Origin of the sequence: Hymenobacter wooponensis (assembly GCF_004745865.1) — a bacterium.
Classification (GTDB): Bacteria; Bacteroidota; Bacteroidia; order Cytophagales; family Hymenobacteraceae; genus Hymenobacter; species Hymenobacter wooponensis.
Genome location: NZ_SRKZ01000006.1, coordinates 300006 through 321402 on the forward strand (window position 1 = coordinate 300006; position 21397 = coordinate 321402).

18 protein-coding genes are annotated in these 21397 nt (G+C 59.2%); 15 read left to right on the forward strand and 3 right to left on the reverse strand.

Annotated features, from left to right (window positions below):
* The first annotated feature begins 39 nt into the window (after positions 1 to 39).
* The 7 genes from EU557_RS25970 to EU557_RS20380 all read left to right on the forward strand — a co-directional run bounded on the left by EU557_RS25970 (position 40) and on the right by EU557_RS20380 (position 9112).
* On the forward strand, positions 40 to 162 hold the full coding sequence (locus EU557_RS25970) for a hypothetical protein (protein ID WP_262490722.1): 123 nt from the start codon (positions 40 to 42) through the stop codon (positions 160 to 162).
* A 119-nt stretch (positions 163 to 281) separates the two neighbouring features.
* Positions 282 to 1592 (forward strand): AAA family ATPase, encoded by a 1311-nt coding sequence (locus tag EU557_RS20355; RefSeq protein WP_135532319.1) that lies wholly within the window; start codon positions 282 to 284, stop codon positions 1590 to 1592.
* 108 nt (positions 1593 to 1700) lie between these two features.
* Entirely contained in the window at positions 1701 to 2732 is a 1032-nt protein-coding gene (locus EU557_RS20360; RefSeq protein ID WP_135532320.1) for a 5-methylcytosine restriction system specificity protein McrC, read from the forward strand.
* Positions 2733 to 2900: 168 nt separating this feature from the next.
* Positions 2901 to 4553: a TldD/PmbA family protein gene (locus EU557_RS20365; protein WP_135532321.1), complete on the forward strand. Its 1653-nt coding sequence runs from the start codon at positions 2901 to 2903 to the stop codon at positions 4551 to 4553.
* 21 nt (positions 4554 to 4574) lie between these two features.
* Positions 4575 to 5909 (forward strand): TldD/PmbA family protein, encoded by a 1335-nt coding sequence (locus EU557_RS20370; protein WP_135532322.1) that lies wholly within the window; start codon positions 4575 to 4577, stop codon positions 5907 to 5909.
* A gap of 89 nt (positions 5910 to 5998) precedes the next feature.
* Positions 5999 to 7651, forward strand: a complete 1653-nt coding sequence (locus EU557_RS20375) for a TldD/PmbA family protein (protein ID WP_135532323.1) — start codon at positions 5999 to 6001, stop codon at positions 7649 to 7651.
* A gap of 135 nt (positions 7652 to 7786) precedes the next feature.
* Complete coding sequence (locus EU557_RS20380) at positions 7787 to 9112, forward strand: TldD/PmbA family protein (protein WP_135532324.1); 1326 nt, start codon at positions 7787 to 7789, stop codon at positions 9110 to 9112.
* A gap of 73 nt (positions 9113 to 9185) precedes the next feature.
* Here the strand turns inward: EU557_RS20380 and EU557_RS20385 are convergent, their stop codons facing one another.
* Positions 9186 to 9848 (reverse strand): porin family protein, encoded by a 663-nt coding sequence (locus EU557_RS20385; protein ID WP_135532325.1) that lies wholly within the window; start codon positions 9846 to 9848, stop codon positions 9186 to 9188.
* 244 nt (positions 9849 to 10092) lie between these two features.
* On the opposite strand from EU557_RS20385, the gene EU557_RS20390 reads away from it, so the two are divergent.
* Positions 10093 to 10770, forward strand: coding sequence for a hypothetical protein (locus tag EU557_RS20390; RefSeq protein ID WP_135532326.1), 678 nt, complete (start codon positions 10093 to 10095; stop codon positions 10768 to 10770).
* Positions 10771 to 10790: 20 nt separating this feature from the next.
* Here EU557_RS20390 and EU557_RS20395 read toward each other — a convergent pair whose 3' ends face one another.
* Entirely contained in the window at positions 10791 to 11387 is a 597-nt protein-coding gene (locus tag EU557_RS20395; protein WP_135532327.1) for a porin family protein, read from the reverse strand.
* A 196-nt stretch (positions 11388 to 11583) separates the two neighbouring features.
* Between EU557_RS20395 and EU557_RS20400 the strand changes: the two genes are divergently transcribed.
* The 7 genes from EU557_RS20400 to EU557_RS20430 all read left to right on the forward strand — a co-directional run bounded on the left by EU557_RS20400 (position 11584) and on the right by EU557_RS20430 (position 20887).
* Positions 11584 to 12207: a DUF4159 domain-containing protein gene (locus EU557_RS20400; protein WP_135435741.1), complete on the forward strand. Its 624-nt coding sequence runs from the start codon at positions 11584 to 11586 to the stop codon at positions 12205 to 12207.
* 65 nt (positions 12208 to 12272) lie between these two features.
* On the forward strand, positions 12273 to 13253 hold the full coding sequence (locus EU557_RS20405; RefSeq protein WP_135532328.1) for an AAA family ATPase: 981 nt from the start codon (positions 12273 to 12275) through the stop codon (positions 13251 to 13253).
* Between the two features lie 110 nt (positions 13254 to 13363).
* Positions 13364 to 14239, forward strand: coding sequence for a DUF58 domain-containing protein (locus EU557_RS20410; RefSeq protein ID WP_135532329.1), 876 nt, complete (start codon positions 13364 to 13366; stop codon positions 14237 to 14239).
* Positions 14240 to 14289: 50 nt separating this feature from the next.
* On the forward strand, positions 14290 to 14949 hold the full coding sequence (locus EU557_RS20415; RefSeq protein ID WP_135532330.1) for a DUF4468 domain-containing protein: 660 nt from the start codon (positions 14290 to 14292) through the stop codon (positions 14947 to 14949).
* Positions 14950 to 15152: 203 nt separating this feature from the next.
* Positions 15153 to 16754, forward strand: coding sequence for a BatA domain-containing protein (locus EU557_RS20420; RefSeq protein ID WP_135532331.1), 1602 nt, complete (start codon positions 15153 to 15155; stop codon positions 16752 to 16754).
* Entirely contained in the window at positions 16751 to 19048 is a 2298-nt protein-coding gene (locus tag EU557_RS20425; protein ID WP_135532332.1) for a hypothetical protein, read from the forward strand. The genes EU557_RS20420 and EU557_RS20425 overlap by 4 nt, the downstream gene beginning before the upstream one ends.
* Before the next feature lie 15 nt (positions 19049 to 19063).
* A complete protein-coding gene (locus EU557_RS20430; RefSeq protein WP_135532333.1) occupies positions 19064 to 20887 on the forward strand; it encodes a hypothetical protein in 1824 nt (607 codons plus the stop codon).
* A 205-nt stretch (positions 20888 to 21092) separates the two neighbouring features.
* Here EU557_RS20430 and EU557_RS25570 read toward each other — a convergent pair whose 3' ends face one another.
* Complete coding sequence (locus EU557_RS25570) at positions 21093 to 21353, reverse strand: hypothetical protein (RefSeq protein ID WP_167855295.1); 261 nt, start codon at positions 21351 to 21353, stop codon at positions 21093 to 21095.
* Between the last annotated feature and the right edge of the window lie 44 nt (positions 21354 to 21397).

Sequence of the window (21397 nt, forward strand, 5' to 3'; positions counted from 1 at the left end):
GCCGTAGGCCATACTAGTATTCACTTAGCATTGACTGTTATGGCCCAGCCTACCACCACTCCCCAGCATACTGATCCTGCCACCAAGAACCAGGAAAAAAAGAACGAGGAAACCATCAAGGACAAGCCCGACGGTAAAAAGAAGACTACCCAAAAAGGGTAAACAGTTACTAGTTGACGAAAGCCCGGCTGCTACAAGCAGTCGGGCTTTTTTATGGCCTAGCGCCGCATGAGGGAGCTAAACGTAGCGCTAACGGTGTTTTGCCCGTACTTTAGAACCGAATGCCTGCTCTCGACTTCGACCCTACTCAGCTTACCCGCGACCATGTGCTGCGTGCCCTGCGCCAACTAGACCGTGAGGGCCAGCGCATGCCCCTTAGTACCGTTTATGACCTGGTGTATAAGGGCCGCCGCTATGCCCCGCGCACGGTAGCCCGCCTGGCCTGGCAGCTGGCCTGCAATGCCCCGGAGGCCAAGTGGCCCCTCGCGGCCGGCTCACCGACTAATCGCGTGCTGGAGCAGCTTGACTTCACCATTGCCACCAAGCGCCCCACCTTAGAAAACTCGGCGCTGGATGGTGATGTGGCGGCGCAAGAGGCTATGCAGGAGCTTTACCCCCCGAAAGCCACGAAGGCCGCTCCGGCGGAAAAGTTGCCCACTTCTACCGCTGACACCACGGCTCAAGAGCCCACACTGGCCTACGAGCTTCCAAGCCCCATACCGTATAGCCGCGAGCAGGCGCTGCAGGAACTCTTTATTACTGAAGACAAGCTCGATGCTACTCTGGCTGCACTAAGCCGGCGGCGTAATTTGGTGCTGCAAGGCCCGCCGGGTACGGGCAAAACGTTCCTGGCTCGCCGCTTGGCCTGGCTGCAGCTGAGAGCTACTGATGCGCGCCGGGTGGAGCTCGTGCAATTCCATCCTAGCTATAGCTACGAGGATTTTGTGCAGGGCTTCCGGCCCGATGCGCAGGGAACCTTTAGGTTGCAGGAGGGCGTGCTGCTAGATTTCTGCCGCCGGGCCAGCCAAGAGCCCGACCAACCCTACTTTCTGTTGATTGACGAGCTGAACCGGGGCAACCTGAGCCGCATCTTCGGTGAGTTGCTACTGCTGCTGGAAGCCGATAAACGCGGCCCCGAACACGCTGTGCGGCTGCCCTACTCGCCCGCCGAGGCCCCCCGCTTCTACGTGCCAGCCAACGTGTTCTTCATTGGCACTATGAACCTCGCCGACCGCAGCCTGGCGCCACTTGATTACGCCCTGCGCCGCCGCTTTGCTTTCGTGGAGATGGAGCCAGAGTTTGGGCCGCCGCTGCAGCAGCATTTAGCGCAACTAGGCGTACCCACTGCGGTAGTGCAGCGCTTAGTAGCCCGCCTTACGGAGCTTAACCGCACCATCACCGACGACCCGGAACTAGGGCCGGACTTCCGCATTGGGCATAGCTACTTCTGCCTACCCCCCACTGAGCCGGCAGCGGCCGAGCAGTGGCTCACGCTGATTCTGGAACAGGAAATTGCGCCGTTGCTGGACGACTACTGGTTTGATCAGCCCGCAAAGGCGGCAGCCCATAAGAAGAAGCTGTTAGCAAAATAAGAACTGTCCTTCCGAGCCGGAGCGAGGAATCTGGGGTGCCTCCTAGGCCAGTAACCAAAATTCCTCGCTCCGGCTCGGAAGGACAACTATTCGCTAGGCCACTCCCGCATGATTCCCATCCAAAACCTGTACTACCTGCTCTGCTACGCTTGGAACCGCTTGCCGGAGCGGGAGGAGCTGCTGGCGACGGATGCCGCGGAATTTCATCGGCCCTTGGAGCTACTGGCCCATGTGCTGCTGAAGGGTACGCGGCGCCTGTTGCGCCAGGGCTTGGCAGTGGCCTACAGCACTCGGGAGGAGGAGCTAACGGAGATTCGGGGCCGGGTGCAGCTGGCGCCTACGGTAGCGCGCAACCTACTGCAGCGCGGCCGGGCCGTCTGTGAGTTCGACGAGCTGGGGCCCAGTACACCGTTTAATTGCTTACTGCTGGGCACGCTAGGCCACCTTAGCCGCTCGCGTAGCTTACCCGCACCATTGCGCCATGAGCTGCGCCTAACCCAACGACGTTTCCCCGCCAGTGTGGCTCCCGCTGCTCTAACGGCTGAGAATCTGAGGGCCGTGCGCCGCCTGCGCCCGGCGGGGGCTAGTGGCTTTTTGCTGAACGTGTGCGAGCTGATTTACCAAAGCGCCTTGCCAACTCCGGATGCCGATGGCCCCGCCCGCTTCCGCGACTTCCGGCGGGATGAGGTGCTGATGGCGCGCTTGTTCGAGCAGTTTGTGCGCAACTTCTACCGCCTGGAGCAGCGCCGCTATCGGGTGCTCTCCGAAACCATTGCCTGGCAGGCGGAAGCAACCGATGAAGCGGCGCTAGGCCTGTTGCCGGCTATGATTACGGACACCACGCTGGAGGCTGCCGACCGCAAAATCATCCTCGATACCAAGTATTACGCGGCCGCCCTGCGCATGCGCTATGATCAGCAGAAGCTGATTTCACCCCACCTCTACCAGCTCTACGCATACCTCCAGAACCAGCCGACCTTACCAGATCAGCAATTGGAAGGCATTCTGCTCTATCCCGCTGCGGCGCAGACTGTAAATGTACGCTACACCCTCGGCGGCCACCCAGTGCGCATTGTGACTATTAATCTGGAGCAACCTTGGGAACAGATTGCAGCTGATTTGCTGAGGTTGGTGGAATAACGGAAGGGCTTGGTTAGCCAGAAGCGCTGATAAATATTTCAGTATTTCAGCTACTTCTTTGAAAAAATGCAGCCCTTCAACGGCATTTGCGTCGTTTGGTTGCAATTGGCCGGGCTTCTGGCTAAACTTCACCACGCATTTCCTCTCCATCACCAAAATCTTTACCCCTTGAAAAGACGCGACTTCGTAGGCCTCACCGGGCTGGCGACTGGGGCTTTGTGGCTCCCTTCGCTGCCGGGCTTTGGCGAATCCATCCTCGTGGACCCGGCCCGCCTACTCGAAACCGTAGACCCCGCTCTGAAGAAGCGGATGGCTGATGCGGCGCTTAATGCGGCTAAATCAGCTGGCGCTACGTACGCCGATGTGCGCATCGGACGCTACCTCAACCAGAGCATTTTCACCCGCGAAAAGCAGGTGCAGAACATTGCCAGCGGCGAAAGCTACGGCGCGGGCGTTAGGGTTATTGCCAACGGCACGTGGGGCTTTGCCGCTACCAACATCGTAACAGAAGCGAGCCTGGCGAAAGCTGCCCAGCTGGCCGTGGAAATTGCCAAGGCCAACTCCAAAGTCCAGAAGGAAAAGGTGCAGCTAGCCCCCCAGAAGGGCTACGGCGATGTTTCCTGGAAAACCCCAATCCAGCGCAACGCCTTTGAAGTGCCGGTGAAAGAGAAGGTGGAGCTGCTACTGGCGGCCAACGCCAAAGCCCTTGACAACGGCGCCAACTTCGTAAATTCCAGCCTATTCCAGATCAACGAGCAGAAGTACTTCGCTAGCACCGACGGCTCGTATATCGATCAGGATGTGCACCGCATCTGGCCAACGTTCAGCGTAACGGCCATTGACCGTACCTCGGGCAAGTTCCGCTCGCGCGATGCGCTGAGCTCCCCCATGGGCTTGGGCTACGAGTACCTCACGCCCAAAGCCGCCGATAAAATTGCCGGTCCGCAGGGCACGGGGCTTATCGGCTACAAGCAGAGCTACGACATTTTGGAAGATGCCGCCCTGGCAGCTCAGCAGGCCAAAGCCAAGCTCACGGCTAAGAGCGTGACGGCTGGTAAATATGACCTTGTGCTGGACCCCAACCACTTGGGCCTGACCATTCACGAGTCGGTAGGCCACCCCTTGGAGCTTGACCGCGTGCTGGGCTACGAGGCTAACTACGCCGGCACGTCCTTCGCCACCATGGAGTGGAAGGCTAAGAACATTCCGTATGGCTCCAAATTCGTGAACATTGTGGCCGACAAGCTGCAGCCTGGATCACTGGGTGCGGTGGGCTATGATGATGAGGGCGTTAAAACCAAGGAGTGGGACCTGATTAAGGACGGCAAGCTGGTAGATTACCAGAAGACCCGTGACCAGGCCCACATCGTCGGCCAGAACGAATCCGACGGCTGCTCTTACGCCGATTCCTGGAGCACGGTGCAGTTCCAGCGCATGCCGAACGTGAGCTTGCGCCCCGGCAAAGAGAAAATGAGCGTTGATGATATGATTAAGGGCATCGACAAGGGCATTTACATTGCCGGCCGTGGCTCCTTCTCCATTGACCAGCAGCGCTACAACTTCCAGTTCGGGGGTACCGTGTTCTACGCCATCGAGAAAGGGAAAATTGCGGGCCAGCTCGAAGACGTGGCCTACCAAGCCAATACCCAGGAATTCTGGAACAGCTGCGCCGGCAGCTGCGACCAGTCGGACTACCGCTTGTTCGGTTCCTTCTTCGACGGCAAGGGCCAGCCTTCGCAGGTTTCGGCCGTGAGCCACGGCTCGGCCACTACGCGCTTCAACGCCGTGAACGTGATTAACACTGCCCGCAAAATCAGCTAATTACTCGCATCAACTTCAGCAATGGCAATACTTTCCAAAGACGAATCGCAGGCCATCCTTAAGAAGGTCCTGAGCTTTAGCACCGCCGATGAGTGCGAGGCAACTTTAACCGGCTCCACGGGCGGCAACGTCCGCTCGGCCCGTAACTCCATTAGCACCAGCGGCGGCGTAGACAACGTAGCCCTGGCCGTAGAATCGCGCTTCGGCAAGCGCAGCGGCGTGGCTACCTGCAATGAGTTCGACGACGCCACTCTGCGCCGCTGCGTGCAGCGGGCCGAGGAAATTGCTCGCCTTGCCCCCGAGAGCCCCGAGTACATGCCCCTGCTCGGCCCCCAGAAGTATCTGGAGTCGCCGCAGGCATTTGCAAAAAGCACAGCCGACATCACGCCGGCCTACCGCGCTCAACAAGTAGGTGCCAGCATGAAAATCTGCGATGAGAAGAAGCTGACTTCGGCGGCTTTCCTCAACGACTCGGCGGGGTTTGTAGCCAAGCGCAACAACAAAGGTCTGGAGGCCTACCAGCAGCAAAGTGGCCTAGAGTTCAGCATCACGGTGCGCACGCCCGACGGTACCGGCTCGGGCTACGCCACCGCCGACTACAACGATGCCAGCAAGTTCGACGCGGCTCGCCTGACGCAGATTGCAGCTGACAAAGCCGCTGGCTCGCGCAACGCCAAAGCCTTGGAGCCTGGTAAGTACACCGTTATTCTGGAGCCCGCCGCCTTGGTGGCCAACACAGATGCTTCGCTGATGCAGGCGCTAATGGGCGCCCTCGACGCCCGTAACGCTGATGAAGGCCGCTCGTTCCTGAGCAAAAAGGGAGGAGGAAACCGCAAAGGCGAAAAGCTCTTTGATGAGCGCGTGACTATCTACTCCGACCCGACCAACCCGGAAGTGGCCGACCTGACGTTCTCCGGCGACGGCCGGCCCCAGCAAAAGATCACCTGGATTGAGAAGGGTGTGGTGAAGAACCTCTACTCCTCGCGTTACTGGGCCCAGAAGAACAGCATTCCGGACCTGCCCCGTCCCGGTGGCTGGATAATGGAAGGCGGTACCCAAAGCACCGCCGACCTCATCAAGGGTACCCAGCGCGGCATTCTGGTAACGCGCCTGTGGTACATCCGCCCCGTTGACCCACAAACGCTGCTGTACACGGGCCTCACCCGCGACGGAACGTTCTATATCGAGAACGGCAAGATCAAGCACCCGGTGAAGAACTTCCGCTTCAACGAGTCGCCGATTATTATGCTCAACAACCTGGAGGCCATTGGTAAGCCCGTGCGCGTAGGCGGCAACCTCGTGCCCCCGCTCAAAATCCGGGACTTCACCTTCACCAGCTTGTCTGACGCCGTGTAGGCCACTCCCCACCCCCAGCCTTTTTATAGGAGAAGGCTGAGGGTGGGCTCACGGTCATTATAAGTATCCACATCCAAACCTGTACTCCTTTGAAAAGACGTGATTTTGTGGGCCTGACTGGCCTAGCGACCGGGGCGCTGTGGCTGCCTTCCATTCCGGGCTTCAGCGGAACGCTGGTTGATCCGGCTCAATTGTTAGAGCAAGGCGTGGATGTTGCGGTAAAGAAGCGCTTGGCTGATGCGGCCTTGAACGCTGCCAAAGCCGCCGGCGCCACCTACACCGATGTGCGTATTGGGCGCTACCTCAACCAGGGCGTGTTCACCCGCGAGAAGCAAGTGCAGAACATTGCCAGCACGGAGAGCTACGGCGCGGGCATTCGGGTTATTGCCAACGGTACTTGGGGCTTTGCGGCCACTAACATTGTAACGGAGGCAGGCCTAGCCAAAGCTGCCCAGCTAGCCGTAGAAATTGCCAAGGCCAACTCCAAAGTGCAGAAGGAAAAGGTGCAGCTAGCCCCTCAGAAAGGCTACGGGGAGGTTTCCTGGAAGGCCCCGATCAAGCAGAATGCCTTCGAGGTACCCATTAAAGACAAAGTTGATCTGCTGCTGGCCGCCAACGCTAAGGCCCTGGAAAATGGCGCGAGCTTCGTAAACTCGGTGCTGTTTCAGGTGAATGAGCAGAAGTACTTTGCCAGCACCGACGGCTCCTACATCGATCAGGATATTCACCGCATCTACCCCACGTTTGGCGTGACGGTGGTTGACCGCGCTTCGGGCAAGTTCCGCAGTCGGCAGTCGTTGAGCTCTCCTATGGGCTTGGGCTACGAGTACCTTACGCCCAAAGCTGAGGACAAAGTAGCGGGCCCCGCCGGCTCCGATGTAATTGGCTACAAGTACAGCTACGACATGCTGGAAGACGCTGCCCGCGCTGCCAAGCAAGCCAAGGAAAAGCTGACCGCCAAATCAGTAACGCCCGGTAAGTACGACCTGGTGCTCGACCCACATCATTTGGGCCTGACCATCCATGAGTCGGTAGGCCACCCTTTGGAGCTCGACCGGGTGCTAGGCTACGAGGCTAACTACGCCGGCACCTCCTTCGCTACGCTAGAATGGAAAGCCAAAGGCCAGCCCTACGGCTCTAAGCAAGTAAACATTGTGGCCGATAAGCTGCAGCCCGGCTCGCTGGGCGCGGTGGGTTACGATGATGAAGGCGTAAAAACCAAAGAGTGGAACCTGATTGAGCAGGGCAAGCTCGTGAACTACGAGAAGATCCGCGACCAGGCCCACATCGTCGGCCAGACGGAATCGGATGGGTGCTGCTATGCCCAGTCGTGGAGTGATGTGCAGTTTCAGCGCATGCCCAACGTGAGCCTGAAGCCCAGCGCTACCAAAATGAGTGTAGATGATCTGGTAAAAGGCGTGGACAAGGGCATTTACATTGCCGGCAACGGCTCCTTCTCCATTGACCAGCAGCGCTACAACTCGCAGTTTGGCGGGCAGGTATTCTACGCCATTGAGAAGGGCAAAATCACGGGCATGCTGGAAGATGTGGCCTACCAGACCAACACCCTGGAGTTCTGGAACAGCTGCGCTGGTAGCTGCGACCAGTCGGACTACCGGTTTGCGGGCTTCTTCAACGATGGCAAGGGCCAGCCTTCCCAAAGCTCCGCGGTAAGCCACGGTTCGGCCACCACGCGCTTCAACGCCGTGAACGTGATTAACACTGCCCGCAAGATTAGCTAGGCCTGTCTTGGTCTGTCATTCCGAGCGGCAGCGAGCAGTCTGAGGTTATCCTTCAACGGCTTGATCCAGATTTCTCACTCCATTCGGAATGACAGTTCTAGGCCACTCTCTACATCAGACATCCGCCTTTCCTTTATGGCTATACTTTCCAAAGACGAAGCCCAGGCTATTTTGAAGAAGGTGCTGAGCTTCAGCACCGCCGATGAGTGTCAGGCCAACCTAAACGGGCGCACCGTGGGCAACATCCGCTACGCCCGCAACAACGTGAGCACGGCCGGCTTGTCCGATAATATTTCCATGGTGGTAGAATCGCGGTTTGGAAAGCGCAGTGGCGTGGCCACCTGCAACCAGTTCGACGATGCCACCCTGCGCCGGTGCGTGCAGCGGGCCGAGGAAATTGCTCGCCTTGCCCCCGAAGACCCCGAATACATGCCCTTGCTGGGGCCGCAGCAGTACCTCACACCGGTTAGCTACGCGGCCAGTACCGCCGCCATCAAGCCTGATTTCCGGGCCCAGGTAGCCGCCGATAGCATTGGCCTAGCCGTAAGCAAGCAGCTTACGGCCGCTGGCTACCTCGAAGACGGGGCCTACTTTCAGGCCATGCGTAACAGCAAAGGCCTCGAAGCCTACCAGCAAAGCACTGGCCTAGACTTCTCGGTAACCGTGCGCACGCCCGACGGCACCGGCTCGGGTTATGCCGTGGCCGATTTCACCGACGTATCGAAGTTTAATGCCAAGGCTCTGACGCAGATTGCGGTGGATAAAGCCGCCGGTTCGCGCAACGCCAAAGCCCTGGAGCCCGGTAAGTACACCGTTATTCTGGAGCCCGCGGCGCTGGTTTCGGATGAAGGGCTGCTGAACAACCTGATCTATTCCTTCGGGGCTCGTGAGGCCGATGAGGGCCGCTCGTTCCTGAGCAAAAAGGGCGGCGGCAACCGCAAAGGCGAGAAGCTCTTCGACTCGCGCATCAGCATTTACTCCGATCCGCTTAACGCCCAGGCGCCCAGCTCGGTGTTTGATGGCGAAGGCTTGCCGGTAAAGCGCATGAATTGGGTAGAAAAGGGCGTGGTAAAGAATCTTTACTACTCCCGCTATTGGGCCCAGAAAAGCGGGGCTGAGCCGACGGCCTTCTCGGGCAACTTCATCATGGAAGGCGGTACGCAAAGCGTGCAAGACCTAATCAAGAGCACCGATAGAGGCATCCTGGTCACGCGCCTGTGGTATATCCGCGACGTAGACCCGCAGACACTGCTATTCACCGGCCTCACTCGCGACGGAACGTTCTACATCGAAAACGGCAAGATCAAGCACCCCGTGAAGAACTTCCGTTTCAATGAGAGCCCCGTCATTATGCTCAACAACATTGAGGCCATTGGGCGCCCGCAGCGCTTAGGTGGCAACTTGGTGCCTCCGTTAAAGATCCGGGACTTCACCTTTACCAGCCTCTCCGACGCCGTGTAGGCCTAGGCTAGGTTACTATAGTAAGAGCCCCTGCCAGCAGACCGGCAGGGGCTCTTATTATTAAAATCGGTGATTACTTCGAGCCGAACGCGTAGCCAACAGAAGCTTCAATCACACGGTTGTGTAGGCCACCAATGCCAAAATAGTCCCGCATCTTCTTGGTGTTCTCATCCTTGGTGATGTCCGTTAGGCCATAGTTGAGTCGAGCCGCGAAGAGCAGACCATTCTTTAGATCTACGCCTAGGCCACCACATAGGCCTATATCGCCCTTGTAGAAGTCCTTCTGGTCGACGTTTTCTACCCGATATGAGTTACCGTTGCTGCTGCTAGTATAGCCGGTTTGCCCGTCCAAGTGGGCGCTCATCAGCAGACCAAACTGGGGGCCTACCTGCAGGTTTACCACGTCGCCGAGGTACACCTTCAGCAGCACCGGAATGTTCAGGTAATTAAGCTTGGTTTTGTTTTCCAACGTCACTACCGACAGCGGAATCTTGTTAGAAGACCCTTGCTGCGAAAAGACCAACTCTGGCTGCAAGGCTACCCGGGCAGAGGGGCGCCACCGCAAGAAGCCCCCAAAGTGGGCACCTGTTTTAAAGTTCGCATCCTGGTTTAGCGCACCATCGAGCACGGCCTCACTTAGGCCTGCCTTCAAGCCAAATTGAACACCTGTGGTCTGGGCCTGCGTAGCACCCGCTGCTCCTAACACAAGAGCAGCCAATAGAGTAAATTTTCTCATCGAGAGATAAATAGAGTAGTGAAATAAAAAGCGCCGCAAGAACGGTACTTTTCACCTACATTTTACCTCTACTGCTGTGCTTATGTTGAGCAGGCCTTATACCAGAAAACCAGTAATTTTCACTTGTTTCAGGGCTTTTAAAGAAGCTTTTCTCTTTTATTCTGCAGCTTTCAGAACTTCGTACTTTTTAGGGCTAACAGCCAACTTAGTGGCCTAGCCGTTCGCTTTCCATTTGCTCATACCTATGCCCTCTCTAGCCGCCTTCGCTTTTGCTTCGTTGCTGCACGTTTCGGCACTGGCTTCAGCACAAACACCCTCTCTACCAACCGATAGCACCCGTGTGGTGAAGGGCTTTGGCGGACAGCAGTATGCTTGGGGTAAGCTCACCCGGCGGAAGGGAGAAGTGTTAGAGGCCTACTTGCCGATGGGCAACCGAGGCTTCGACAACCTGGTTTGCTACTATCCCAGCATTCCGGAAAATGCCCCCCTACCCAAGCCCAAACTGCTGCCCATAACCGACGTGCAGTGGATGCGGGTGCGCGGGCAATACTCCGAGCTGCTGAAACCAGTGAAAAACGACATTGGCCGGCTGGCAACCCGGCGGGTAGCCGGTACCGTGGAGCTCTTTGTGGTAGAAAGTGCGCCGCCCATAGTTATGGCATTGGGGCCGGTGCCCGTACTAGGTACCCCGGCCAACCCCTCTGCCACTCCCGCCGGGCCAGGTACCACCAGTTGGTTTTTGCGCAGGCCTAGCGGTGGCCTAGTGGTAGTAGAGCCCGACAAGTTTGCCCAGCAGCTAGCCACCTACTTAGCCGATGATCAGGAATTAGCCCGCAAGGTGGCTGCCGGCCAGGCCGGATACCGCCTAGAGCAGATTGAAAGCATTATTCAGCAGTACAACCAACGGGCTCAGAGCCGTTAGGCCACGCTTCATGATCTGGCCTAGCGCCCAAATTGCAGCGCCGCGTAGGCCTGTATCACGCGGTTTTTGAGGCGTGGGTCGTTGGTGCCGCTCAGGTTCTTTACATCGTTGATGTCGTTGACGCCCGCATTGAAGCGGCCGCCCAGCAGCAGATTGCCCAGCTTAATGCCGCCCCCGGCACAGAGGCTCAGGTCGCCCCGCTTGTAGTCGCTATAAGGCCCGTTGCCCGAGGCGGAGGTGGTAATCTTGCCATCAGCCTGCTGGCTCAGCAACACCCCAAACTGCGGCCCCGCCTCCACAAATATTGGCCCTACCGTGACTTTCGCCAAGATGGGCACATTCAGGTAATGCAGCTTGGTATCGTAGTTACTGAAGTTATCCTTGAAGGAGGCTCCCTGCAACGAGTATAGTAACTCCGGCTGAACGGAGATAGGCCCTAGAAGCTTATACTCATAAAAAATACCGGCGTGGTAGTAGGTCTTGTATTTGGTGGAAGTAGAGCCCAGATCTTGACCATCCAGTACGGCAGCATTAATGCCGGCTTTCACGCCAAGTTGGGCGTGTGCCGTAGTGGCGGCCAGCAGCAGTGCTAGCACGAAGAGCAGGGTTTGTTTCATAGCGCAGGTAGGTTGGAAAGGTAGTAAAGAAAGATTTTTTTGGATCTAACGAAAAAGCGGTGGCCTGGTATATGTTTGTTAGCCAGCTAAAAGGACTTTTTTATTACGCTTGAGCCGAATATTTCCGAGTTCCTTGCCTACTTAAGCCACCTTACAGCTTAGTTCCGCGTCCTTTCTCGGTCTCTACTTTACTTCTGTGCCCGCTTCGTTCACTTTCGTGCGTCTGCAATACCACTCCGGCGACTGGGATGCCGTGGATGAGCGGATGCCCGCCAACTTGCTCCACTCTTTGGTGCAATACACCAAGGTGCCCGTCAACCCCAAGGAAAAGGTAGTGGCGCTAGATTCGCCGGAGCTGTTCCGTTACCCATTCTGCTACCTCTCGGGGCACCGGCTGGTGCAGTTCTCAGCTGCCGAGCGCAAGAACTTCGAGCAGTACGTGCGCGGCGGCGGTTTCGTGTTCGTGGATGACTGCAACCACGACATCGATGGCTTGTTTGCCCGCAGCTTTGAGGAGCAGATGCGCGTGTGCTTCGGCGCCTCGGCCCTCAAAAAGCTGCCCAAGACCCACCCTATCTACTCGCAGTTCTTCAAGTTTCCGGAGGGCCCACCCAACACGGGCTTCGAGCTTAATGGCTGGGGCGACGACCTGGTGCACGACTACCTGAAGGGCATCGAAATCAATGGCCGCCTGGGGGTACTCTACTCCAACAAAGACTACGGCTGCGAGTGGGACTATGACTTCCGCAACAAGCGCTTCTTAGCCGAAGACAACACCAAATTCGGCGTGAACATCTTGCTGTATGCCTTAACAGCGTAACCTGGTAACCACAACTTCTCTCTACCTCCGCGCTGTTCCTCCGCATGCGGCGCCCTCCTAGCTCTATGACCGAACAAGACGTAACTCGCCTCCTTCAGAAAATACCGCAGCTCAAACAGGAAATTGGAAAAGTCATTGTAGGCCAGCAGCAGGTGCTAGATGAGGTGCTGGTGGCGCTGCTGGCGGGTGGCCACGCCCTGTTGGAAGGCGTACCTGGCCTAGCCAAAACGCTGCTGGTGCGCACCCTGGCCCAAGCCACCGATCTGCCCTTCCGCCGCATCCAGTTCACGCCCGACCTGATGCCCACCGATATTCTGGGCACCGAGGTGCTGGAGGAAGACCATGGCACTGGCCACCGCTCCTTTAAATTCAATGAAGGGCCCATTTTTGCCAGCTTGGTTTTGGCCGACGAAATCAACCGGACGCCACCCAAAACTCAGGCGGCGCTGCTAGAGGCCATGCAGGAAGGCCACGTGACCTACGCCGGTCAGGAACACGCGCTACCCAAGCCCTTTTTCCTGCTGGCTACGCAGAACCCCATTGAGCAGTCGGGCACGTATCCGCTGCCGGAAGCGCAGCTCGACCGCTTCCTGCTGTACGTGCGCATCGGTTACCCTACTGAGCAGGAGGAGCTGGCCGTACTAAGTGGTACTACCGGGGCAGTGCGGGCCGAAGTACGGCCCACTTTAGGCGGCGAAGACGTACGCCAGCTGCAAGTACTCACCCGGCAGGTTAGTATTAGCCCAGAGCTGCTGGCCTTCGTTAACCGACTGGTACGGGCCACCCGTCCGGCTACCTCGGAGGTGCCTTTTATCAAAGAATACGGGCGCTGGGGGGCGGGGCCCCGCGCCGGCCAAGCCCTGATTCTGTGCGCTAAAGCGCGGGCTCTGTTGCAAGGCCGGTTTGCCGCTACTTTGGAAGACATCCGGGCGTTGGCACCAGCGGTACTGCGCCACCGCGTGCTACTGAACTTTAATGCCGAAGCTGAAAATCTAACGCCCGATGATGCGGTGGCTGCTCTGCTGAAGGCTATACCCGTGCAATGAGTGGTTAGTTATCAGTTGCCGGCTGCCAATCTACTGGCCTGATCAACTGGCAACTGACCAACAAGAACACAACCCGCACTTAATAACCGGCAACTGGCAAGTACCATCCTATGCTGACTCCCGAACACTTACATGCGCTTCAGAACCTTTCGCTGGCGGCACGCCAAGCGGCAGAGGGGTTACTGCATGGCCACCACGTGAGCCGGCGGCGCGGGGCAGGTATGGAGTTCAGCCAGTACCGCCCCTACCAGCCCGGCGACGACCTACGCCGCCTCGACTGGCGCTTAGCCGCTCGCTCCGACCGCTACTACTTGCGGGAATCAGAGGTGGAAACCAGCCTGACGGTGCACCTAGTATTGGATGCTACCGCCAGCATGAACCACCGCGACGATAACGGCCTAAGTAAGCTGGAATATGCCCGCTTGCTTTGCGCTGCCCTGGCCTACGTTGCTACGCAGCAGGGCGACGCCGTAGCGCTGACCATTCTGCACCCGAGTGGCCTACAGCACCTGCCGCCCCGCGCCGATGCCCGCCAACAGTCGCGCCTCTACCATGCCCTGGAGAATGTGCAGGCGGCGGGCAAGTTTCCGGATGCAACCACACTGGCTCCACTCACGGCTCGTCGCCAGCCAGCGCTTATTCTTTGCGTGAGCGACTTCTATCAGGAAGAGGAGGAAATCGAGCGGCTGCTCACGCGCTTACGGGCAGCTGGCGGCGAGGTGCTGCTGCTTCATGTGCTGGCCCGCAACGAAGTAGAATTCACCTACCGCGGCGCCGTAACCTTCGAAGACCTGGAAACTGGTCAAACTCTGCAGCTAGATGCCGACCAGCAGCGCCAGGCGTGGCAGCAGCATTTGCAGGAGTGGCTCCGGAACACCGCCTCCCAAGCCCGCCGCCAAGGCTTCGACTACTATCAACTGAATACTGCTGCCCCCCTCGACCAAGCCATGCGGGAGTTTCTGCGCCTCCGCGCCAAGATGGTGTAGGCCTATTAAGCAACTACTTATTTCTTACCAGGACTCCTTATAAGCTGATAATGAAACATATCCTATGGATTTTATTGCTGAGCTTGGCCATACAAGCCCACGGCCAAACGACACCCCGCTTTAGGATTATGGGGCTTCCGCTGGACAGCGTTACTCACCGAATTTCGTACCGCGGCACATTGTCGGTACCAGGTGTACCTGCTGCTGAGCTATATGGACGCACGCAGGAATGGGTTGCTCGCCAGTTTGAAGACTCACGAGAAGTACTGCACCTCACTGACCCCACCCGTGGCGTGCTAATTGGGCGAGCCGTAACAATGGCCCACGGCCCCCAAACCGAGACCTTACAGCCCCGCGATTTTCTAGTGAGCTTCTTGTTCAGCCTACGCTTTACTGATGGCCGCTGCACCTACGAGTTTACGGACCTAAGCTATCCTCGCAACCTAATTACGAGCGCAACTTCTAGCAGCTCAGGTGGGCAGGTAGCCGATGCCTTGGCTGAATGGGCTAACCAGAATATGACTTCCCGCATCAGTACGGCAGAGGCTCAAACAACGCGCACCCCTGTTGAACCCGATCTGTCCGCTGATACAAATTACAACAGTAAAGGGATGCCCCGCCTGCGCATTCTGCGCGACGCCCGCGGCATTGATACGGCCATGCGTGCAGTCGTAACGTCGCTCAGCCAAAACGTTGGTGTTAAGCCCTAGATATAGCTATGTTCCGAAATCAACTGCCTGAACTCCCTCCCTACTCTACTCCTGTGGCTCTCGGCAACGCTAGCAGTTCATCCAGTGTCTGTGGCTGTAGATACCCGGCCTACGGCTCAACTCTGCACCTACCCCCTAACCCATAACACCCCTTCCTTACCTGCTCTCCGCTAGTTAGTCTTTCACTTCTTACGCCTTTCCGCTTGCCCGCTTTCTACCTCCAACACCCTACTGCCGGATGGCTAGCTCTGCTGAGCTTGCTCGTTCCGGTGGCTATTTACCTCTGGAACCGGCGACCGGGGCGGGTAGTGCAGGTGGGCAGCCTTCGCTGGCTGGAAGCTGCTGCCAACCGCAGGCTGCGCAGCCTTAAGCCCGAAGGCTTGCTACTGCTGCTGCTGCGCGCCACCATTCTAGGCCTATTGGCCCTGGCACTGGCCGGGCCAAGCTGGCTAGGCCAGGCGCGCCCCAAGCGCGGCCAGATTCTGCTGAGCCCCGCCGTCTCCGCCGAGGCGCTAAGTAGTCTGCGTCCTTCGCTTGATTCCCTTCTGCGCCAAGGTTACGAGCTGCGGGAGTTGCGGCCAGGTCTTCCGGTAATTGCCCCAGATTCTCAAAACGCCCGGCTAACAAGTCGAACTGTCGCTACTGGCCTAGGCGCCGATGCAGAGGCCATTGTAGGTCAGTTGGCGCCAGATAATACGTGGGTCCAGGTGCAACAGGCAGTAGACTCTTTCCCAAACCGGCCGCTGGTGGTGGTGGCGCCACTGTCGCTGCGTAGTTTCCGCGGCACCCGGCCCGCCTTGCCTGCTAATGTCAGCTGGCGGCCCACTCCGGCCGCTCCTGACTCTACGGTGCAGGTAGTTGCTGCCTGGCAACCTCGCCCCGATAGCTTGTTGTTGCTAGTTGCCCACAGCGCTGAAACGGGTACCTCTTTCCGGCGTGTGCGCCTCGGCCGCCCAACTGCTGGCACAACCCTGCGCGTGCTGCCAGCTCCCGCCGAGGTGCGCTACGAGGTGGAGGCCGGGAAAGCAACATTGCAAATCAAGCGCCCCGAAGGCACCCGTGCAATTCCGGTTCAGAATGGCCCAACCCACTTTTGGATCAGCTACGATGCCTCTCACGCCGCCGATGCGCGGGTGCTACGGGCGGCGCTGCAAGCCGCTGGGTCTGTAGCGCCGGTAGCGCCCCGCATAACCTTTACTTCTGCCTTGCCTGCTACCTCCGACTCATTGGCGTGGCTGTTTTGGCTCCGGTCGGAGCCCGTGCCGGCTGGGTGGCAGCAACGGGTCCGGCAGGGTTTGCACCTGTGGCAAGAGGCTGCCGCGCCGGGTGCTATTACCGCTACCACGGTCGGTTGGGCTGAGGGCGTGCCCGTACAGATTCAGCGCCGTGATACACTTCCCGTGGCTCGGTCGGGCTGGGGAATTTGGCAAGATGCCCAGGGCGGCAACCTGCTTTCGGCCCAGCCACTAGGTCAAGGCCGACTTTACCACCTCCACACTCGCCTGACGCAGCCCTGGAGCGAGCTGGCTGATTCGCCGGAGCTACCCGCTCAACTACTTCCTCTCCTGTGGCCTAGCGTAGTAGCTGAGTCGGCGCTGGCCGACTTACGGGTGCTTGACCCCGCGCAAGTGGTAGCGCAACCGGTTAACCGTTCTGCCTCGGCTTCAGCTGCTACAATCCCAGCAGACCGTGGCCCCGTGCACGACTACACGCCATGGCTGGTGTTAGCCGCAGGGGTGTTGTTCGGGCTGGAGCGGTGGCTGGCAGCCCGGCGTAGTGCTCACTCTGTTCCCGCATCAGTATGAATACCGTAGCTACTCTTCCGGTTTCCGAAGCCTCCGCTTTGCTGCGCGACCTGCGCCGGAATTGGCTGACGCGTCGGGCTTTCGTCGTCCTCCTACCCACGGTAGCTGCTCTGCTTAGTCTTGGGGTGCTGGCGGCTTACTGGCCTAGCGTGCGCTGGCTAGCCCTAACTGGTATCTTACTGCTTATAGGCTGGCTGATTTGGCGGCTTGTCCGCTTGTTCAAGACTGATTTACCAGCTGTTACCCGTTACCTCGACCGCCGGTTTCCGCAACTGGAAGATAGCACCGGCCTACTCCTGCTCCCACCGGAAAACCTCAGCTTGCTAGCGGGCTTCCAGCAGCAGCGCGTTGCGGAGCGCCTGCACTCGTTGCGCTCCAGTTCAGATGCCCCTTTGTTGCCGGTAGCCTTTCAGCGGCCCGCCTTATTAATGGCGGCTCTCCTGCTGGCAGCCGGTGGCCTGTGGTGGTTCCGGCCTGCTACGGAGGCTGCTACGGCAGCCGCGCCGGCCCTGCAGCTACACTTTGAAGAGCCGCCGACTGTGCCGGGCAAACTAGCTCCGGCTCGGGTACTGGAAACTCGCATTCGGGTTACGCCACCTGCCTATACTCGCAAGGTGGCCTACGCGGCGGCGCAACCTTCTTTTCAGTGCCCACAGGGGAGCCAGGTGCGTTGGGAAGTGCGCGTGAGCCGGAACACGGAAGAGCCGCCCGTGCTGGAACTCGGGACGCGGCGGGTACCCATGCAGGCTACTGCGGCTCGGCCCACGGAGTTTTTTGCGGAGCTGCCGGTGCAAACGTCCGTCTTGTATCGAATTAGGTTTGCGGGTCGTCCTTCGGATGATTACGCCATTGAAGTGCAGCCCGACCAAGCCCCGGCGCTGCGCATGGTGACCCCCAAAGCTTACACGCTAGTGGAGTTCGGTCGTCCGCCGCAAGTAGCAGTAGAAGTAGCCGCCCGGGACGATTACGGCCTGACCCGGGCCCGGCTGGTGGCTACGGTGGCCCAGGGCCAGGGCGAGGCCGTGAAGTTCAAGGAAGTAGTCACGGACCTCAGCGCTTCCTTACGTGGGCAGCCAACCCAAGCAACGTTGCGCCACCAGCTCCGGCTGCCTAGCCTCGGCCTGACCTACGGCGACGAAGTATACTTCTATGTGCAGGCCTGGGACAACCAACAGCACATGACCCGCTCCGACACCTACTTGGTGCAGTGGGAAGATACCACCGTGCAGGAAAGTACACTCGATGTTTCATTGGGCGTGAAAAGTGCACCGGCCTACTTCCGCAGTCAGCGCCAAATTATCATCGACACCGAAAAGCTTCTGGCTGAGCAGCCGCGCTTGTCGGCCGCTACCCTACTAGAGCGCAGCAATGCAATTGGCTTCGATCAGAAAATACTACGGATGCGCTACGGCAAGTTTTTGGGCGAAGAGGCGGAAGGCAACATAGGCGAAACGGCCCACGCTCCCACCGCAGAACCCGAGGAAGAGGATGCAGGCATGGGCTCAGTAGTGGCTGAAGACCACGTGACCCAGGAAAAGCCAGCCGCTGCCACGGAAGAGCACCACGACCAGGACGGCCACGACCACGGCCATGCGCCCACTAACCCCAACGTCACGGCCAGCGAGGCCCGTACGGCTGAGCTGATGGAGCCCTACATGCACCGCCACGATGACTCCGAAACGGCGGACTTCCTGGAGCCGGCCGTGAAGGCCAAGCTGCAAGCCGTACTCAGCCAGATGTGGGATGCCGAGCTGCGCCTGCGCACCGGCCGCCCGCAAGAGGCCTTGCCTTACGAATACCGCGCCCTGCGTCTGCTGAAGCAAGTGCAGCAGCAAACCCGTGCCTATGTTAAAAAGGCGGGCTTTACTCCCCCGCCCATGCCCGAAGCCACCACCCGCCTCACGGGTGACCTCGCCGGCGCTGGGGCTCCGCGTTATCAGCAGCCGCAGGCAGCTACCCCTATAACCCAACCCACAGTGCGCGCCGCACTACGGGTGCTAGGCCAGTTGCGCCTAGGCCAGCAAGCGGGCCCAGGTGCGGCAGCTGCCTTAGACCAAGCTGGTGGCGAGTTGGCTCGGGCGGCCCTGCAGCAGCCCGGTCGCTACCTCGTGGCCTTACGCGCCCTCCGCGAAACCAGCGCAGCCTTACGGGCTCAACGGCCACTGCCATCCGCATCTCTCCCAGTAGCTGAGCGGGCCCTAACGGACCTGCTACCCCCAGCCGCACCTGCCCCTCAGCGCACCACGGGCGCCAACCGGCTCGCTCGTCACTATTTTCAGGAACTCAGCCGATAAGCCTACTTCTTCCCCATGACTTATTCGCTTCCTACTCCGCTGTTGCCTTTTTGGCTGGTACTCGCGCTTTGCGCGCTGCTGGCAGTAGGCCTCAGTGTGTCGGCCCTGCGCCGCGCTAACCGTTCCCGCCGCGGGTGGCGCTTCGGGGCCGGGCTGCTGGCCGTAGTTGGGCTTTGGCTACTGGCCTTCCCCCCAAGCCAGCCCCTGCGCTCCACTGCTACCGATGCGCTGCTACTCACGGATGGATACTCCGCTGATACTCTACGCCAGTTACTCCGGCAACTAGGCCCCGGCACCCGTTTCTGGCGCTACGCCGCTCCCTCCGCCTCCCCCGATACGTCCACGCTCAGCAACGTAGCAGCTCTGCGCCAGCGCATTCCGGGCCTACAACGCGTGCACGTGCTGGGCCAGGGACTCCCTGCGGCCAACCTGCCGGAGCTCGGCAGTGTGCGCCTAACAATGCACTCCTCTGGCCCACAAGCTGGTTTCCGAAACGCCACCTGGGCCCGCACTACCCAGGTGGGTAAGACGTGGGCAATAGATGGGTTCTTTGATAATGCCGGTGCTACGGGGGCCGTATGGGTTCGGCTACGAGCCGCCGGTGGACTCCGCGACTCCGTGCAACTGCCAGCTGGCCGCGGAGCCTTTCGCTTACAATTCACGCCCAAAACGGAGGGCCGGGCCGTGTATGAGCTCGATGCCCGAACAGCTGCGGCCAATGGCCTACGCGTGACGCCGGAGCCTCTACCGCTGGATGTGCTGCCGGCACGCCCGTTACGGGTGCTACTATTAGCGGCAACTCCATCCTTTGAATTCCGCTTTTTGAAGGACTACCTGGCCCGGCAAGGCCATTCCGTTGCGCTGCGCGTAGGACTAAGCCGCGGCCTCACGCAAACGGAATTCCTTAATCAATCGGCTGCTGAAGTGGGCCGGCTTACCCCCGCGCTGCTAGGCCACACCGATGTTGTACTGGCCGATGCCGCTAGCTTAGCGGCAGTTTCGGGTGCGGAGGCAGGAGCCTTGCAAGCGGCGCTGCGCAACGGGCAGAGTGGCCTAGTACTCTTAGCCGACCCCGCCGCGGCTCTTCCTCGCACGTTACCCGCCCGCACCGACTTTGCGCTGGAACTGCAGCCAGCAAAAGCAGCCCAAGAACCACAGGAACTCCGTTGGGCCGTTGCCAGCCCGGCCAAAGCTCTTGTACCCGCTACGCTGCGCGCCACGCCTGCCCTCCGCACCCTTGTTACTACCCTCCGCCGCCAGCCCGTGGCTGCCTCCCGCCGCATAGGCCTAGGCCAGGTAGTGGTGGCCACCGTTGCAGAAACTTTTCCCTGGGTGCTACAAGGACGCACGAGTGCTTATGCAGCTTACTGGAGCCATCTGCTGTCGGCGGCAGCGCCACCTATTGCGCCAGCAGCAAACATCCTCCCGAACGATCCATGGCCCCGCCCCAACGCGCCGCTTACCCTTCGGGCTTCGGGCTTGCCCATGGCGCCTATCACCGTTCGGGCAGCAACGGGGCAGCCAGTACGCGTGGCTTTACAGCAGGATGAGCGGGTGCCGGAGTGGGCTGAGGGTACGTACTGGCCTAGCACTGGTGGTTGGCATCGGGCAGCTAGTGGGGGCACTACCTCCTGGTTTTATGTCTTTAGGCAACGTCAATGGCAGGGCCCAGAAACGCAGCTTCGCCAGCAGGCCGCAGCCCAATGGATAGCTCAGACCCAGAGCCAAACCCAGCCCGCGTTGGCGGCAACTACCAACTCGCGGCCGTGGTCGCGGTGGTGGGGATTTGGGCTATTTCTGCTGGGCGCTGGCTTGCTATGGCTTGAGGAAAAGCTCTAGGCCACTTTCAGGCTCGGCGGCAGGTGGCGTGCTGGTTGTCAACAGCTTTTTTCAAGCGGCCAGCTAGTGCTTCCACGGCTTCACTCTCGCCATCTGAACAATTTGCTTGTTCTACTTGTCCATACACGAAAAAGCCCGAATCGCTGCGGACAGCAATTCGGGCTTTCTATTGAGTAGGTAGCTAACTGGCCTAAGCCAGGTGCAATTACTTCTGCTCGGTGGTAGTAGTGGTGGTGCTAGCCTCGGTGGTAGCAGCAGGAGCAGCTTCCGTGGTAGCAGGAGCAGCCGTAGTAGCAGCAGCCGTGGTGTCAGTAGTAGCGGCAGCAGCCGTGGTGTCCGTAGCCGTAGTTTCTACAGTGCTGGTTTCAGTAGCAGTAGTGGTTTCAGCAGTCTTGTTCTCACCGCAAGAAGCGAGGGTAGCAGCGAATACAACGGCCAGAGCGGATACCTTCAGAAGGTTCTTCATTTTTGGTAGTAGGTTTGGAAAATTTAGTCCGAAAAACGCCCTTT

What these genes read in the sequence shown, in the direction of transcription:
- EU557_RS25970 (WP_262490722.1), top strand. Translation starts at nt 40, where the DNA reads ATGGCCCAGCCTACCACCACTCCCCAGCATACTGATCCTGCCACCAAG.
- EU557_RS20355 (WP_135532319.1), top strand. Translation starts at nt 282, where the DNA reads ATGCCTGCTCTCGACTTCGACCCTACTCAGCTTACCCGCGACCATGTG.
- EU557_RS20360 (WP_135532320.1), top strand. Translation starts at nt 1,701, where the DNA reads ATGATTCCCATCCAAAACCTGTACTACCTGCTCTGCTACGCTTGGAAC.
- EU557_RS20370 (WP_135532322.1), top strand. Translation starts at nt 4,575, where the DNA reads ATGGCAATACTTTCCAAAGACGAATCGCAGGCCATCCTTAAGAAGGTC.
- EU557_RS20380 (WP_135532324.1), top strand. Translation starts at nt 7,787, where the DNA reads ATGGCTATACTTTCCAAAGACGAAGCCCAGGCTATTTTGAAGAAGGTG.
- EU557_RS20385 (WP_135532325.1), bottom strand. Translation starts at nt 9,848, where the DNA reads ATGAGAAAATTTACTCTATTGGCTGCTCTTGTGTTAGGAGCAGCGGGT.
- EU557_RS20390 (WP_135532326.1), top strand. Translation starts at nt 10,093, where the DNA reads ATGCCCTCTCTAGCCGCCTTCGCTTTTGCTTCGTTGCTGCACGTTTCG.
- EU557_RS20395 (WP_135532327.1), bottom strand. Translation starts at nt 11,387, where the DNA reads ATGAAACAAACCCTGCTCTTCGTGCTAGCACTGCTGCTGGCCGCCACT.
- EU557_RS20405 (WP_135532328.1), top strand. Translation starts at nt 12,273, where the DNA reads ATGACCGAACAAGACGTAACTCGCCTCCTTCAGAAAATACCGCAGCTC.
- EU557_RS20410 (WP_135532329.1), top strand. Translation starts at nt 13,364, where the DNA reads ATGCTGACTCCCGAACACTTACATGCGCTTCAGAACCTTTCGCTGGCG.
- EU557_RS20415 (WP_135532330.1), top strand. Translation starts at nt 14,290, where the DNA reads ATGAAACATATCCTATGGATTTTATTGCTGAGCTTGGCCATACAAGCC.
- EU557_RS20425 (WP_135532332.1), top strand. Translation starts at nt 16,751, where the DNA reads ATGAATACCGTAGCTACTCTTCCGGTTTCCGAAGCCTCCGCTTTGCTG.
- EU557_RS20430 (WP_135532333.1), top strand. Translation starts at nt 19,064, where the DNA reads ATGACTTATTCGCTTCCTACTCCGCTGTTGCCTTTTTGGCTGGTACTC.
- EU557_RS25570 (WP_167855295.1), bottom strand. Translation starts at nt 21,353, where the DNA reads ATGAAGAACCTTCTGAAGGTATCCGCTCTGGCCGTTGTATTCGCTGCT.